11 protein-coding genes are annotated in these 15,481 nt (G+C 71.7%); 2 read left to right on the forward strand and 9 right to left on the reverse strand.

The window, feature by feature from the left end; genetic code table 11:
* Positions 1-137 precede the first annotated feature (137 nt).
* From pepN to ACZ4RZ_RS09500, 4 genes are all read right to left on the reverse strand, one after another.
* The gene (pepN, locus tag ACZ4RZ_RS09485; RefSeq protein ID WP_467743394.1) at positions 138-2,651 is read right to left on the reverse strand and encodes an aminopeptidase N; all 2,514 of its coding nucleotides are present in this window, start codon (positions 2,649-2,651) and stop codon (positions 138-140) included.
* A gap of 219 nt (positions 2,652-2,870) precedes the next feature.
* Entirely contained in the window at positions 2,871-3,410 is a 540-nt protein-coding gene (locus ACZ4RZ_RS09490) for a response regulator (RefSeq protein WP_467743395.1), read from the reverse strand.
* 142 nt (positions 3,411-3,552) lie between these two features.
* Positions 3,553-3,921, reverse strand: a complete 369-nt coding sequence (locus tag ACZ4RZ_RS09495; protein WP_467743396.1) for a chorismate mutase — start codon at positions 3,919-3,921, stop codon at positions 3,553-3,555.
* Positions 3,922-3,966: 45 nt separating this feature from the next.
* Positions 3,967-4,851: a helix-turn-helix domain-containing protein gene (locus tag ACZ4RZ_RS09500; RefSeq protein ID WP_467743397.1), complete on the reverse strand. Its 885-nt coding sequence runs from the start codon at positions 4,849-4,851 to the stop codon at positions 3,967-3,969.
* A 143-nt stretch (positions 4,852-4,994) separates the two neighbouring features.
* Between ACZ4RZ_RS09500 and ACZ4RZ_RS09505 the strand changes: the two genes are divergently transcribed.
* Positions 4,995-6,821: a glycoside hydrolase family 35 protein gene (locus tag ACZ4RZ_RS09505; protein ID WP_467743398.1), complete on the forward strand. Its 1,827-nt coding sequence runs from the start codon at positions 4,995-4,997 to the stop codon at positions 6,819-6,821.
* Here ACZ4RZ_RS09505 and ACZ4RZ_RS09510 read toward each other — a convergent pair.
* The 5 genes from ACZ4RZ_RS09510 to ACZ4RZ_RS09530 all read right to left on the reverse strand — a co-directional run bounded on the left by ACZ4RZ_RS09510 (position 6,707) and on the right by ACZ4RZ_RS09530 (position 14,280).
* On the reverse strand, positions 6,707-9,778 hold the full coding sequence (locus ACZ4RZ_RS09510) for an endo-alpha-N-acetylgalactosaminidase family protein (protein ID WP_467743399.1): 3,072 nt from the start codon (positions 9,776-9,778) through the stop codon (positions 6,707-6,709). The genes ACZ4RZ_RS09505 and ACZ4RZ_RS09510 overlap by 115 nt on opposite strands.
* Positions 9,779-9,899: 121 nt before the next feature.
* On the reverse strand, positions 9,900-10,376 hold the full coding sequence (locus ACZ4RZ_RS09515; protein WP_467743400.1) for a GNAT family N-acetyltransferase: 477 nt from the start codon (positions 10,374-10,376) through the stop codon (positions 9,900-9,902).
* Between the two features lie 305 nt (positions 10,377-10,681).
* On the reverse strand, positions 10,682-11,863 hold the full coding sequence (locus tag ACZ4RZ_RS09520; RefSeq protein WP_467743401.1) for a sensor histidine kinase: 1,182 nt from the start codon (positions 11,861-11,863) through the stop codon (positions 10,682-10,684).
* Between the two features lie 770 nt (positions 11,864-12,633).
* Entirely contained in the window at positions 12,634-13,290 is a 657-nt protein-coding gene (locus ACZ4RZ_RS09525) for a response regulator (RefSeq protein WP_467743402.1), read from the reverse strand.
* A 207-nt stretch (positions 13,291-13,497) separates the two neighbouring features.
* Complete coding sequence (locus ACZ4RZ_RS09530; protein ID WP_467743403.1) at positions 13,498-14,280, reverse strand: S1 family peptidase; 783 nt, start codon at positions 14,278-14,280, stop codon at positions 13,498-13,500.
* A 220-nt stretch (positions 14,281-14,500) separates the two neighbouring features.
* Here ACZ4RZ_RS09530 and ACZ4RZ_RS09535 point away from each other — a divergent pair, with 220 nt between their 5' ends.
* Positions 14,501-15,397, forward strand: a complete 897-nt coding sequence (locus ACZ4RZ_RS09535; protein ID WP_467743404.1) for a hypothetical protein — start codon at positions 14,501-14,503, stop codon at positions 15,395-15,397.
* Positions 15,398-15,481: the final 84 nt, after the last annotated feature.

Below are 15,481 nucleotides of genomic sequence, written 5' to 3' on the forward strand. Positions count from 1 at the left end.
GGGGCTCCGCCCCAAGACCCCCTTTGGGGTGTTTTGGGGTGCGGGGCGGTGGGGGTTTGGCGCGCAGTTCCCCGCGCTCCTGGGGGGCGCGGGGAACTCCGCGATCGGGACGGGCAGGGGCGGAGGGGGCGAAGACCTTACGCCTCGCGTACCCGCAACGCCCTTGCCAGGTCGTCCAGTTGGTCGGCGAGCTTGCGGCGCAGTGCCGGGAGGGGGTCGGCGTCGCGGAGGCAGGCCTCGCCGAGGGCGAGGGTCTCGGCGGAGATGGCGTGGACGGGGAAGGCCCAGCGGCCCGCGGCCTCGGCGATGGCGGGGCCGCGACGGGCGGCGACGGCCACGGCGTCGGGCCAGTACCGCTTGACGTACTCGCGGACGAGGTCGGCCTGTTCGGGCTGCCAGAAGCCCTGGGCGGTGGCGGTGAAGAGGTAGTTGGAGAGGTCGTCGGTGGAGAACATCGCCTCCCATGCCGTCCGCTTGGCCTCGGGGTCGGGCAGCGCGGCATGGCAGCGTGCGGCGCCTTCCTGGCCGGTGGCGCTGGGGTCCTGGACGAGTTCGGCGTCGATGACGGCGTCGTCGACGGCGCCGAGGACGGCGAGCCGCCCGAGGATGCGCCAGCGCAGCTCGGGGTCGAGCTCGGGACCGCCGGGAACGGTGCCTTCGGAGAACCACGCGCTGATGGTGTCGGGGTGGGCGGCGACGTCGATGAAGTGGCGTACGGCGGTGAGGCGCAGGCCGGGGTGGGAGCCGTCCTCGGTGCGGCGGATGAGGTCGCGGCACAGGGCGGTGAGGGTGGCGAGGGCGGCGGGGCGGTCCTCGGGGGCCAGGTAGCGGTCGGCGACGTGGGCGGCCGCGAAAGACAGGACGCCTTGGACGAGAGCGAGGTCGGTCTCGTGCGGGAGGTGGGCGCGGGCGGCGTCGATGTAGGCCATCGCGGGCAGTTCCCCGTCGCGTACGGCGTCGCGCAGGGCGTTCCAGACGACGGCTCGGGTGAGCGGGTCGGGCAGGCCGGAGAGGGCCGCGTGGACGGTCGCGAAGGACGCGGGGTCGAAGCGGACCTTCGCGTAGGACAGGTCGCCGTCGTTGAGGAGGAGCAGGGCGGGGCGCTTGCCGATCGCCGTCGGCTCGGCCTGCGGGACGTCGACGTCGAGGCGCTCGCGCAGGGTGAGGCGGCCCTCGCCGGTGAGGTCCTGGTCGTAGAGGCCGACGGCGATGCGGTGCGGGCGGCTGCCGTCGTGCCGCACGGTGAGGGTGTGCGTGCCGTCCGCGGCCGCGGTGATCGTGGGGGTGAGGGTGTCGACGCCGGTGGTGCGCAGCCAGGCGTCGGCCCAGGCGTGCACATCGCGTTCGGTGGCGGAGGCGAGGTTGTCGATGAAGTCGGCGAGGGTGGCGTTGGCGAACTTGTGGCGGGCGAAGTGGGTGTTGATGCCGGCGAGGAAGTCCTTCTCGCCGAGCCAGGCCACCAGTTGGCGCAGGGCGGAGGCGCCCTTGGCGTAGGAGATGCCGTCGAAGTTGAGCATGGCGGACGCGGTGTCGGGGACGGCGTCCGGGTCGGGGGCGACGGGGTGGGTGGAGGGGCGCTGGTCCGCGTCGTAGCCCCAGGACTTGCGGGCGACGCCGAAGTCGGTCCAGGTGTCGGTGCCCCACTCTCTGGGGGGAGTCCCGCCGAGGCTGGCTTCGGTGAGGGTCTGGTAGCCCATGTACTCGGCGAAGGACTCGTTCAGCCAGATGTCGTCCCACCAGCGCAGGGTGACGAGGTCGCCGAACCACATGTGGGCCATTTCGTGGGCGATGACCATGGCGCGGGTCTGCCGCTCGGTGTCGGTGACGGCGGAGCGGTAGATGAACTCGTCACGGAAGGTGACGAGCCCGGGGTTCTCCATGGCGCCGGCGTTGAACTCGGGGACGAACGCCTGGTCGTAGGAGTCGAAGGGGTAGGGCTCGTCGAACTTCTCGTGGTAGCGGTCGAAGCAGCCGCGGGTGACGTCGAGGATCTCGTCGGCGTCGGCGTCCATGTGGGGGGCCAGGGAGCGGCGGCAGTGGATGCCGAAGGGCAGGCCGCGGTGTTCGGTGCGAACGGAGTGCCAGGGTCCCGCGGCGACGGCGACCAGGTAGGTGGAGATCAGCGGGGTGGGCGCGGCCTTCCAGCGGCCCTCCCCGAGGTGCTCGGTGACGCCGTTGGCGAGGACGGTCCAGCCGTCGGGGGCGGTGACGGACAGGTCGAAGACTGCCTTCAGGTCGGGCTGGTCGAAGGCGGCGAAGACACGCTGGACGTCTTCCATGAACAGCTGGGTGTAGAGGTAGGTCTCGCCGTCGGTGGGGTCGGTGAAGCGGTGCATGCCCTCGCCGGTGCGGGAGTAGCGCATGGCGGCGTCGACGCGCAGCTCGTGCTCGCCGGCGGTCAGTCCCTTGAGCGGCAGCCGGTTCTCGACAAGGGTCTCGGGGTCGAGGGGCTGCCCGTCGAGGGTGACGGAGCGCAGCTCGGCGGGCTTCAGCTCGACGAAGGTGTCCGCGTCGGCGCGGACGGTGAACCGGATGACGGTCAGGGAGTCGAAGGTCTCGTCCCCGCGGGTCAGATCGAGTTCGATCCCGTAGTGGTGGACGTCGAGGAGCTTGGCACGGGTCTGCGCTTCGTCGCGCGTCAGTACGGACATGGGGCCATGCTGCCTGATGCTGCTGACAGGGCACAGAGGCGGCCCGATATGCATGTTATGTCCCACTGCGGCTGCGGGAGCAGGCCCGCGTCGTGGCCGCGGGGTCAGGCACACGTCTTGGCCGCGAAGTCAGGCACTCGTCGTGGCCGCGGGGTCAGGCACACGTCTTGGCCGCGAAGTCAGGCACTCGTCGTGGCCGCGGGGTCAGGCACGCGTCGGCTACGGAGTGCGGTCCTGCTCCAGCTTCTTGTTGCGGACCTCGCGCCGGCCGGGGACCCGGGTGTCCGGGTGCTGCAGGCCGGGGCCGGGGACGGGCGGCATGTGCGCCTTGGCCTGGGCGCGCAGTTCGCGCAACTCCCGTTCGAGGGCCCGGTTGCGCCGGTGGATGTCGTACAGGTAGCGGACCTTGGTGCGCAGCGCCCAGGGGTCGACGGGTTTCATGACGAGGTCGGCAACGCCGAGGCCGAAGGCGATGGAGGCGAGTTCGGTGTCCGGGCCGAAGCCGGTGAGCAGGATGACGGGGATGTGCTGGGTCTGCTCCACGCGCCGCATGCAGCGCACGACGTCCAGGCCGCTGACGCCGGGCATGCGCACGTCGAGGAGGAGCAGTCCGACCTGGCCGCGCAGGACTTCCTTGAGCGCTTCGTCGCCGCTGGTCGCCCGGGACACCTGGCAGCCGAGCGGGGCCAGGGCGCTCTCCAGGGCGTACAGCGTGTCCTCATGATCGTCCACGATGAGGATCTTGGCATCCGACGGCATGGCCCGACGTCCCCTCGTTTGGACATACCAGCTTATGCCCGTACCGACTCACGACATGCGCCCGTGGTTGTGGCGGGAAGTGCCGGCGGCGAGTGCCCGGCGAAGAGTGCTCACGCAGCATGCCCGCCCCGACGGCCCTGTGTCACTCCCCCTCGTCGGCCGTACCGTTGCCCGCGTCGTCCGCGATGCGCTCGTGGTGGCGGATGACCTCGGCGATGATGAAATTCAGCAATTTTTCGGCGAAGGCCGGATCCAGCTTGGCGTTCTCGGCGAGCCGGCGCAGCCGGGCGATCTGGTGGGCCTCGCGTGACGGGTCGGCGGGCGGCAGCTGGTGTGCGGCCTTGAGGTGGCCGACCTGCTGGGTGCACTTGAAGCGCTCGGCGAGCATGTGCACGACGGCGGCGTCGATGTTGTCGATGCTGTCGCGCAGCCGGGCGAGTTCGGCGCGGACCGCGGGGTCGGCCTGGCCGTTTCCGCCGCCGGTCGCTTCGTTGGTGTTGCTCGTCGTCATGGGGTCCAACCCTACGTGGCGGTACAGGGGCTCGATCATGGATCCCTACGGGGCGTGCACCCGCTCGATCATGGGCGGATCGTCCGGGTCCGGTATCCGGTTGCTCCAGCCGCCGGGGACGGTTCGGCCCTGCTGCTCGCGGAAGCGGACGGGTGCCATGCCGACACGGCGGGTGAACAGGCGCGAGAAGTAGGCGGGATCGTCGTAGCCGACGCGGCGGGCGACTGCGGCGACCGGGAGCTCGGTGGCGGCGAGGAGTTCCTTGGCGCGGCCCAGGCGGATGCCGAGGAGATAGTCCTTGGGGCTGCATCCGGCGCCGCGGCGTACGGCGGTGCGCAGTTCGGCGGGGGTCATCCCGTGCCGGGCCGCGTGTTCGGCGACGGACAGCGGCTGGAAGGCGTCGCGGGCGAGGGCCTGCAGGACCTCGTCGCCGTCGGGGGCGAGGTCGGCACGGGCGCGGCGCAGGGCGACGAGGAGTTCGTGGACGGCGGCGCCCGTCTCGACCTCCAGGAGGGGGTTGCCGCGGCGGGCGGCGCGGGCGATGCGGCCGGCGACTCCTCGGGCGGCGCCCGCGTCGGCGAGGGGCACGACGGGCCGGTCCGGTTCGATGTAGCCGAGTTCGGTGTACGTCGCTGTCGCGGGCCCGGTGAAGTCGACGAAGCACTCGTCCCAGCTCGGGTCGGGCCCGTAGTGGTGCGGTACGCCGGGGGTGAGCCAGATCAGGGCGGGCGCGGTGACGGGATGGCGCTGTCCGTCGGGGGTCCGGTACCAGCCGCTGCCCGCGCTGATCACGACGGCGACGTGGTGGTCGAGGGTGCGTGGTCCGACGACGGGCAGCTCGCCGTGCTGGAGGCCGACGCCGAGGCAGGCGAGGCCGAGCCGGTGATGGGCAGGAGCGGGGGTGAAGTAACGCATCCAGGTGTGGTACATCCGCTTTCCTCCCGCCCGGCTCGGCGACTCCGGCGTGTCTCCCCGCGTGAACTTCACTGCGTGCCCGTACGCGTCTCGTGCGTCCAATCAGCGCTGATCTTTGTCCATGGACGCGGCCGCCGCCAGGGGGTGATCGTGTGCCCATGAGCGAGTTCACGGTGGGGGACACGGATTTTCTGCTGGACGGACACCCGGTGCGGCTGCTGTCCGGCGCACTGCACTACTTCCGGGTGCACGAGGAGCAGTGGGCGCACCGGCTGGGGATGCTGCGGGCGATGGGGCTCAACTGTGTGGAGACGTACGTTCCGTGGAATCTCCACGAGCCGCGCCCCGGCGACTTCCGGGACTGCCGGCAGCTGGGCCGCTTCCTGGACGCGGCCCACGAGGCCGGGCTGTGGGCGATCGTGCGCCCCGGGCCGTACATCTGCGCGGAGTGGGACAACGGCGGGCTGCCGCACTGGCTGACGGGGCGGATCCGGACGCGGGACGCCGAGTATCTGGGGCATGTGGAGCGCTGGTTCCACCATCTGCTGGGCGAGGTCGTGCCGCGGCAGATCGACCGCGGCGGCCCTGTGCTGATGGTGCAGGTCGAGAACGAGTACGGCAGCTACGGCTCCGACCAGGTGTATCTGCGCCGGCTGGCCGAGTTGCTGCGCGCCGAAGGCGTGAGCGTTCCGCTGTTCACCTCGGACGGCCCCGAGGACCACATGCTCACCGGCGGTTCGATCCCCGGCATCCTGGCGACCGCCAATTTCGGCTCCCACGCGCGCGTGGCCTTCGAGACGGTGCGCCGGCACCGGCCCGAGGGCCCGCTGATGTGCATGGAATTCTGGTGCGGCTGGTTCGACCACTGGGGCGCCGACCACGTCGTACGCGATCCAGGGGACGCGGCGGACGCGCTGCGGGAGATCCTGGAGTGCGGGGCGTCGGTCAACGTCTACATGGCTCACGGGGGCACCAACTTCGCCGGCTGGGCGGGCGCCAACCGGGGCGGCGGCGATCTGCACGAGGGCCCGCTGGAGCCGGACGTCACCTCGTACGACTACGACGCGCCGATCGACGAGCTCGGGCGCCCCACCGAGAAGTTCTGGCGCTTCCGGGAGATCCTCGCCGAGTACGCGGACGGGCCGCTGCCCGACGTACCGCCGCCGCCCGCACGCCTCGGGGCGCCCGCGCCGGTCGGCCTTCGGGAATGGGCCTCCCTGGACGCCGTACTGGAGACGCTGGGCGGCCCCGGGGGCGAATACCCCGTGCCGCCGACCTTCGAGGAACTGGACGTGGACCGGGGGCTGGTCAAATACGAGGTGACCGTACCCGGCCCCCGGCAGCCCTACCCATTGACCCTGCGTGGGCTGCGGGACCTCGCGGTGGTGTACGTCGACGGCGTGCGGGCCGGGGTGCTCACCGAGGACGAGCCGCAGCTCAAGGAGCCCGTCGTGGGGCACGCGCGCGTGGAGCTGTGGGTGGAGTCCCTGGGGAGGGTCAACTACGGGCCGCGCACCGGCGAGCCGAAGGGCATCACGGGGGGCGTGCTGCACGAGCGGCAGTATCTGCACGGAGTGCGGGCGCGGGGGCTGCGCCTCGACGCCCTGGACGACATCGGGGGTGTGCGCTTCCGGGAACTCCCCGAGGACAGTGCCCCCGGCCTGTACCGCGGCACCGTCGAGGTGCGCGGCGCCGGGGACGCCCTCCTCGAACTCCCGGGCTGGACCCGGGGGTTCGTGTGGATCAACGGGTTCGGTCTCGGACGCTACTGGTCCGTGGGTCCACAGCGTTCGCTGTACGTCCCTGGCCCTGTCCTGCGCGAGGGCGTCAACGAGGTGTGGGTGCTGGAGCTTCAGGAGGCTCCGGTGGCTCAGGAGACCTCGGTGACCTCGAAGGAGTCCAGGGAGAACTCCGCCGTGCCGTCGTCCCCGGTCTTGCGCAGTCCGACCCAGGCCTCGCCGTCGGAGGGCGCGGTGAACTCGTAGGCGAGTTCGGCCGGTTCGGTGGCGACGGGCAGGTCGGTACGGTCGATCCCGCTCGTCGCCGACCCTCGGTCGACGGCGGTGATCCAGGCGTACTGCCCGGCCTTCTCGTTCTCGTAGCGGAAGGTGACCCGGTAGCGCCTGCCCGGCTCGAACCGGACCGAGTGCGGCACGGTCCGGTAGACCAGGCCGTCGTTCTCCCCGCGCGACTTCAGCGACTGGGAGCCGTCGATGACGTCGTCGATCGCCTTGCCGTTCCAGCCGCGCTGGGTGAACGGCGCGTGCCGCTGGGCGATGTGGGTGCGCGGGTCGGTGGCACCGCCCGCGTCGCCCTTGACGAAGGGTCCCCAGCCCTGGGGGACGTTCTCGAAGTCCTCGAAGACGAGGGTGCCCTGCTTCGCCGTACGGCGTGCCGGCACGACCCGCACGTTGTCGAACCGCACGCGCGCGTGCCCGGCGACGGCGCGCAGGGTCAGGTCGACCCGGCCGCCGCCCTCGGGCACGGTGAAGTAGGTGAACAGCCGCTGGAAGCGGGTGCCGTGCTTGCGGTCGGCTGCGACGTAGTTGCCCGCGGTGGACGTCTCGGTCCAGTTGGCGGCCGTGACACCGTCGGCGGTACGAACCTGGAGGGACGCCTTGCGGGTGTCGTCCGCGCTCTCGCCGACCTCGACCTGGACGGAGGCGGCGTACGGGCCGGGCTTCAGGCGGGTGAGCCGCTGGGAGACGGTGGAGGCGCCACCGGAGGCGATCACCAGCTCGTAGTCGCCGAGTCCGCTGAGCTCGACGGAGGCGGGCCCGCTGACCGTCCAGCCCTTCAGGGAGCCGGAGTTGAAGCCGGGGTCGTGGAGCGCAGTGGCCTGACCCCAGGCGGGGTCGGGGGTGTCGGAGACGCGGGTGCGGTAGAGGACGTAGGGCTGCTTGGCCGTGGCGTCGAGGGTGATCCTGCCGGCGCGTACGGGGACGTACTTCAGGAACACCCGGCCCTGGTCGGTGAGCCGGTACAGGGCGACCCGGGACAGGCTCTCCCACGCGCGCGGGAGCCGCCAGCTGCTGCTGCCGCCTTCGGGGTTGTAGTGGTAGAGCTTCGTGGGTCTCTTCGGCTCCCAGGGCAGGAGGTAGCTGCCGCCGTCGTAGACGAGCCGTCCGTCGGTGGTGATGCGGCGGGTGCCGTCGGCGTCGGAGACGGAAGTGGACCCCTCGAAGGTGATCTCGTGCTCGCTCCACGTCCTGATCGGGTTCGCCTGAAGGTACTTGGCGGGCAGCGAGTGGGTCCAGATCAGGTCGTAGAAGTAGGTCCAGTCGGTCTTGCCGGTCCAGCCCTCGAAGTTGCCCATGCGGGCGATGCCCAGCAGGGTGGGCCACTTGTCGGCGAAGACGTCCTTCTGGTGATTGCGGATGAAACGGATGAGCCGCGAGTTGATGCCGCGGGAGGTGTCGGGGCCGTAGTCCGTCTCGGTCGCCCAGTGCGACCACAGGGAGGAGCGCTCCAGGCCGTGGCCCCACTCGGAGGTGACGTGCCAGCCCTGGTCGCGCAGGGCGTGCTGGAGGCGGTCGGAGGTCCAGCCGGACTCGCGGAAGACGTCGATGTAGAGGGAGTTGAGGGCGGGGTGCGCGTCGGCTCGCAGATCCGCGAAGCGTCTGACGATGTCGCCGGAGACGAGGTCGCGGCGCTGGTCGATCCGGTAGGACTGGTCCAGCCAGTCCCACTGCTGGTTGGTCTTGTCGACGAGGGTCTCGGAGAAGGCGTGGGCGACGGGGTAGGACTCGGTGGCGTTGACGTGGACGGCGAAGTCGCTGTTCCACTTCCTGCCCTCGCCGACCAGGGTGTTGAGGTCGTCGAGTCCGCCCGCGCGCTCGTTGTAGTTGCCCGCGTAGTCGGGGTGCGCGGAGTCGTGGCCCTCGGACTGGTAGCCCTTGAGGAGGGTGAACTGCCGCAGTCCGTCGGTCGCCAGGGAGATCCGCTTGACGTTGTCGAGCGTGGCGAGGAACGGATTGGTGGCCTGCGAGGCGAAGTTGAAGGGGATGTGCGGGACGACGCGCAGATACGTCTCGTCGGCGCCGAGCGGGGTGATCATGATGTCGCGGAAGGCGATCGCCGCGTCCTGCCAGTCGATCACGCCGTCGCCGTTGCGGTCGCCGGTGACGATGACCGTGGCGTACGGGAGGGGCTCGGTGTCGCCGGCGGTCGCCGCGCGGTGAGTCCACTGGCCGGGCACGAGCTGCGCCTTGACATAGCCGTCCTTGCGGACGGTCTGCCGCCACAGCCTGCCGTTCTCCCACGAGCTGGTGCTGTCGGGCTTGTCATAGACCGTGTTGGTCTCCACGGCGGCCGCGAGTCCGTGGTGCGCGACCACGGCGTACGCGCATCCGGTGGCGGCGTCCGTCGGGCTGTCGGCGGTCGGGGTGAGCAGGGTGTCTCCGCTCTGGGACTTGTCCAACCGGACGCGGGCGGCGAGGAGTTGGGCGCCCGGCTGGTCGCTGCGGACGGAGAGCAGGGCGAGGCCGGGGATGCGGAGGGTTCCGACGGGGAGGGCCGCGGTGTCCGCGATCTCCGTGACGCGCCAGGTCACTTGACGATCCGTCACCGCGATCTCGACGTCGATCGTGGTGCCGCCGTCGATGGCGAGCCGGTAGGCGACCGCGGTGTCGCCCGCCGTGGCGGTGACCGTCGGGGTGCGCTCGGTGCCGTCGACGAGGACGGAGGTGACCTCGTCCTCCTGGCCGTGCAGGACGGCGCCGGTGACGCGGTCGGTGTACGAGACGATCCGCGGGAAGGCGGCGGCGACGCGGACCTCGAGGGCGCGGGAGCGGATGACGAGGTCCTCGTCGGAGGTGACCGCCTCGGCGGAGGCCGTACCCGGTATGCCGAGTGCGGCCCCGATTCCGGCGGCGGCGCCCGCCGCGACGACGGCGCGGCGGCTGGGGGCGAACGAGTCCGAGGGCAGGGCGTGTGAAGGCATGGCTGAGGGCTGCAAGGCACTCCTCCTGGGGGCGGCGTTCCGTGCCGTCAGCCTGCGCCGGGTGGGGCGAACGTGCCCATGGACAAAGCAGGGAGAGGAGTTGGACTAACGGGCTGCCGGTCTAACGGTCCGCCGCCTTCAGCACCTTGTGGAAGTGCACGTCCTGATGCCCGCCCGGAATGCCCTCCGTGCGGCCCGTCTCACGGTAGCCGTGCCCGCGGTAGAAGTCGGGGGCCTGGAAGGTGAACGACGAGACGATCATCTCGGCGCAGCCGCGCCGGGCGGCCTCCTCCTCGCTCGCCCGGAGCAGCTTGCTCCCCCAGCCCGCGTGCCGCTGGTCCGCACGCACCCAGAGCATGTCGATCGCGCAGCAACTGCCCCAGACCCAGGCGGTGAGCCCGCCGACGAGTTCGCCCGCGGTGTCGGTCACCCGGACCGAGAGCGGCGCGGGCGCACCGGCACCGGTGGCGTCCGCGTTGAACGCGGTGAGCTCGTCGTCGAGCCGCCGCTCCAGGGCGCGGTCCTTGCCGCCGACCTCCAACGATCCGGGGACGGGCGGCTGCCGGAGGGTGGCGGCGCGGTGCTCTTCGGTGGTCATGGCGCGCAGTATGCCAGCGTCCCGGGGCGACCGCCGAGGGCAATTCCGCCGCTGGACACGAGCCACGGCCGAGGGCAATTCCGCCGCCGGACGCGCACCGCAACCGAGCACAATTCCGCCGGCGGACATGGCCACGGCCGAGCGCACTCCCGCCGCCGGACGCCACCGCCGAGGGCAATTCCGCCGCTGGACACGAGCCACGGCCGAGGGCAATTCCGCCGCCGTACGCGCACCGCAGCCGAGCACGATTCCGCCGGCTGACATGGCCACGGCCGAGCGCACTCCCGCCGCCGGACGCCACCGCGTCATCGCCCGCCGGTCTTCTCGTACGGCAGCACCGCGCGGACCTGCCAGCCGCCCTCCGGTGCGGGGCCGGCGGTGAGGGTGCCACCGAGGGCGGTGACGCGTTCGGTGAGGCCGACGAGACCGAAGCCGCTGCCGGGGAGGCCGGGGAGCGCCTTGGTGCCGTCGTCGGCGACACGTACCTCCAGGCCGGTGGGGACGGTGCGCAGGGCGATGCGTACGGCTGTGGCCTCCGCCGCGTGTTTGCGGATGTTGGTGAGGGACTCGCGCACGATGCGGTGGGCGGCGGCCGCGAGGTCGGCGGGGAGGTCCTCGGGCAGGCCCGGTTCGACGTACATGACAGCGGGCGGGCCGATGCGCGAGAAGGCGTCGGCGAGTTCGCGGATCTCGTCGAGGCCCGCGAGGGGCGCGGTCGGCGCCCGCTCCTCGCGCAGGACGCGCACGAGACGGCGCATCGCGCCGAGCGCCTCGTCGCCCGCCGCGGCGATCCGTTCGAAGGCGTCGGCGTCCCGTTCGGCGTCGGCCGGGGTGCGGTGTCTACCCGGGGAACCCGGCATCCCGTTGTCGCCGCCCGACGGGCCGGGCCCCTGGCCGGGACGGCTTCCCCGGGATTCTCCAGCTGGCTGGGCACCGGTGAACGCGGCGGCGCGAGCCTGGACGACGATGCCGGTGACGAGATGGGCGACCAAATCATGGAGTTCCCTGGCGAGTTCGAGACGTTCGGCGGTGCGTACGGCCTCGAGGTCGCGGACGCGCTGCGCGTTCTGGGCGCGCAGCAGCAGCGAGAACGCGGTGACGACGACGGTGAGCACGGCGAACAGGAGCGTGAAGCGGCCCGGATTCGCGTCCCGTACCGGTGCCGCCACGCAGGCGATCGCCAGCAGCGGCCCGAGCACGGCGGCACGCCGGGCGGGCGCGTGCAGCAGTACGCCGGTGAGCAGCACCAGCAGGGCGACGGCCTCGCCCATCCCCCACACGACCAGCGGCCGGTCGATGATCAGCAGATACAGAGTCACCGCCCAGGACACCCCCACCGCGACCCAGGCCCGCACATCCCGGGGCACCCTCCTCCACGGCACCGCACACAGACACACCACGATGCCCGCGCCCCACACCACGACATGCGGCCCAGTGGGCTGCCGCGCCAGCGCGACCCCCTCGTACGTCACGAGCAGGATCAACACCCCGGCGAGCACGAACTTGGCGGCCGTCGCGACGGCGGGGTGCAGCTGGAGGGAACGGGCCAGACGGGCGATGAGGGCGGGTGCGGGGGATCCGGGGGATGCGGAGGGATCGAGGTTCGGGCCGGGGCCGGGACCGGGGCCGGGATCACACGCGGTGCGGGGATCGGGACCGGGATCGGGATCGGGGACCGAGTCGGGGCCGGAGTCGGAGCCCGAATCCGGACCGGAACCGGGATCCGGATCGGGGCCCGGAAGGGGACTGGAGGAGGGTCCTGGACCAGGACCCGCGCCGGGATCGGGACCAGAACCGGATCCGGAGCCGGGATCGGGACGGGGCCCTGGACCGGCACCGAGATCGGGACCGGCACCTGGACCCGCACCGGCACCCGGATCGGGGCCCGGAAGAGGACTGGGGGCGGGTCCTGGACCAGGACCCGCGCCGGGATCGGGACCAGAACCGGATCCGGAGCCGGGATCGGGGCCCGCATCGGGGCCGGGGCCAGGGCTCGCATCGGACCCGGAATCGGAACCCGGATCGGACCCGGGGCCGGCACCAGAGCCTGGATTCGGGCCGAGGTCTCCGCCGGTTCGTGCCGGTGTCGGTGTGCCCCCGGGCACCCCGGTCGGGGACTCGCCCGCCCCGCCGGCATCCGAAGCCTCGCGCCCGGCAGGCGCGATGTCATCCCCGCCGGACCCGGCGCCCGCGCCCACCCGCGCCTGCCCGCCAGGGCGTCCGCCGGCTCCTCTTTCCTCCCCCTCCGCCGCGCCCCTCACGAGCCCCGGGCGGTGAGCCCGCTTTCCCAGGCCCAGGCCGCGATCTCCACCCGGTTGCGGGCGTCGAGCTTGGACTGGACGTGGCCGAGGTGGGACTTGACGGTGGAGAGGGAGACGGAGAGGCCGGTGGCGATCTCGGCGTTGGTGAGGCCGCGGGCGAGGCCCCGGACCACGTCCTCCTCGCGGCCGGTGAGGGGTTCTCGGGGGACGCGGGGCGGCGTGCGAGTGGCCGGAGTCAGTTCGCGCAGGAGTCGTACGGTGATCGCGGGTGAGACGCGGGCGTCACCGACGGCCGCGGCCCGCACCGCTTCGACCAGCATGGCCGGGCTGGCGTCCTTGAGGAGGAAGCCGCTGGCCCCGCCGTGCAGCGCCGCGAACACGTATTCGTCGAGGTCGAAGGTGGTGCAGATGACGATACGGGGGCGTTCGGCGCCGGTGGCCGCAAGGCGCCGGGTCACTTCCAGGCCGTCAAGGCCGGGCATCCGGATGTCGAGCAGGAGAACGTCCGGGTCGTGCGCGGCGACCGACGCGAGCGCGGCCCCGCCGTCCACCACGTCGTCGACGACCTCGATGTCGGACTGGCTCTCCAGGATCATGCGGAAGCCGATGCGGACCATCTCCTGGTCGTCCGCGATGACCACCGTGATCGCCATGTGCCTGCCTGTCCTCAAGTCTCGTAAAGACTCGGAGAGCCCTCCGAGAGAGCCGAAACACAATCCCGAGACGGGCTCCCGAAACGGGCTCCGGAAACGGGACCCGGAAACGGGCTCTCTCCTCCATGGGACCGGCGCAGCGGGGCGCCCGCAACCGGGGTCGCGGGCGCCCGCACCGTCATGCGTACGAGGCGACGGCCCCGGCCCTCACAGGCCGGACGCCGCCCGGGCTATGTCGGCCGCGAACGTCGAGACCTCGCTGTAGACGCCGGGGTAACCGGGCTCGGCGCAGCCCTGGCCCCAGCTGACGATCCCGACCTGGATGTAGGCACCCGTGTTGTCCTTGCGGAACATGGGCCCGCCGGAGTCGCCCTGGCAGGTGTCGACGCCACCCTGCTGGACGAATCCGGCGCAGATCTCGTCACCGGGGACCAGATCACTGCCGTACGCCTGCTGGCAGGTGGCGTCGTCGACGAAGGGAACGGTGGCCTTGCGCAGGTAGCGCTGCTGACCGCCGCCCTCGCGGGTGGCGCCCCAGCCGGCGACGGTGAAGTTGCCGTTGTTGTACGCGGTGGTGGTGGCGATCTTCAGGGTGGGCTGCTCGATCGGCTTGGCGAGCTTGATGAGGGCCCAGTCCTTGCCCTTGCCGTTGTAGCCGGGCGCCTGGAGCACCTTGGTCGACTTGACCTTGATCGCGCTGCTGCTCTGCAGGTCGACGACGCCGGCGGTGGCGGTGATGGAGGTGTTGGTGCCCGAGCCGTCCACACAGTGCGCGGCGGTCAGGACGATGCTCTTGGTGTAGAGGGCGCCGCCACAGCCCATGGACAGCCGCACCATGAACGGGAACTCGCCCTGCGCGGCCCGGGTCCCGCCGACGACGGGCGCGGGCGCGGCCTGCGCGGACAGCGGCTGGAGAGACACCGCGGCGAGCGTGACCGCGGCGACGGCGAGCGCTCTTCTTATGAAGCTGAATTTCTTGAGAGACTTCAACGCGCTTCCTTTCGTGGGGGGTTGAACGCGAGGCGAAGGGCATGCAGAGATGCCATGGCATGCCCCTGCCAAGCTGGTGCGGATTATGGGGACCGCCACGCAGCCCGGGCAAGGACCGCATTCCGGCCAGACACCGCTCAGCGCGCTCGCGCACCCCCGCCGCCGGGAGAAAGCCCGCTTAGAGTGGAATCCAGTGCTGACGTCTTCAGGGGGTGCGGACGTGGCGAACGGCGGACCCGTCGAGCACGGCTTCCCGCATCTGGACACGGTGCGGGCGTCGATCACCGCGCTCTACAAGCGGCTCTCGTACGACACCATCCACACCTTCGCGACCAGCGTGGCCCCCGCCGACGTGGCCTTCGCCGACACCGACGACCTGCATCTGGGCGCGCAGCGCGTGGCCCGCGAGATGGTGCGGCACTACCGGCTGCCGGACGCCCGGATGATCATCGGCTTCCGCGAGATGACCCACGCGGCGAACGTCGAACTCGCCGCGGGCCCCGAGTACTTCATCGAACTCAACGAACGCTTCCGTACCCACCGCCGAGACATCGGCGCAGCCCTCGCCCACGAGGTGATGCACGTCTATCTGCACCGCCTCGACCTCTCCTTCTCCGGCACCCGCGACACCGAGATCCTCACGGACACGGCCGCGACCTACCTCGGCGCCGGCTGGCTCCTCCTTGACGCCTACCGCGAGGACGCGGCGTCCTCGCAGAAGCTCGGCTACCTCACCCCCGAGGAGTTCGGCTACGTCCTCGCCAAACGCGCCCTCGTCTTCGGCGAGGACCCCGCGATCTGGTTCACCAGCCCGCAGGCATACACCGCGTACACCAAGGGCATGGCGCAGGCCCGCCGCGACGAACAGCAGCCCCCGCTGACCGCCGCCGGCTGGGCGGGCCGTCGCCGCTACGCGAAGGACCGCCGCCACGCCCAGGACCACCACGCCCCCGGCTCCCACCCCGGCGCCCCCTACGCCTTCACCCCGGACACCCGCGGCCCCCTGAGCGTGTCGTTCCCCTGCCCGACCTGCCACCAGCGGATCAGGGTGCCGGTGCGCGGCCGGGTACGGGCACGCTGCGCGCTGTGCCGGACGGTGCTGGAGTGCGACACGTAAGCGGTGAGGCGTAAGAGGTGAGAGGTGAAGGATGAGAGGTGAGGCATAAGAGGTGAGACAGAACACCCCAAAAGCCTTTGCCTC

Source organism: Streptomyces sp. NPDC027189, assembly GCF_055566975.1.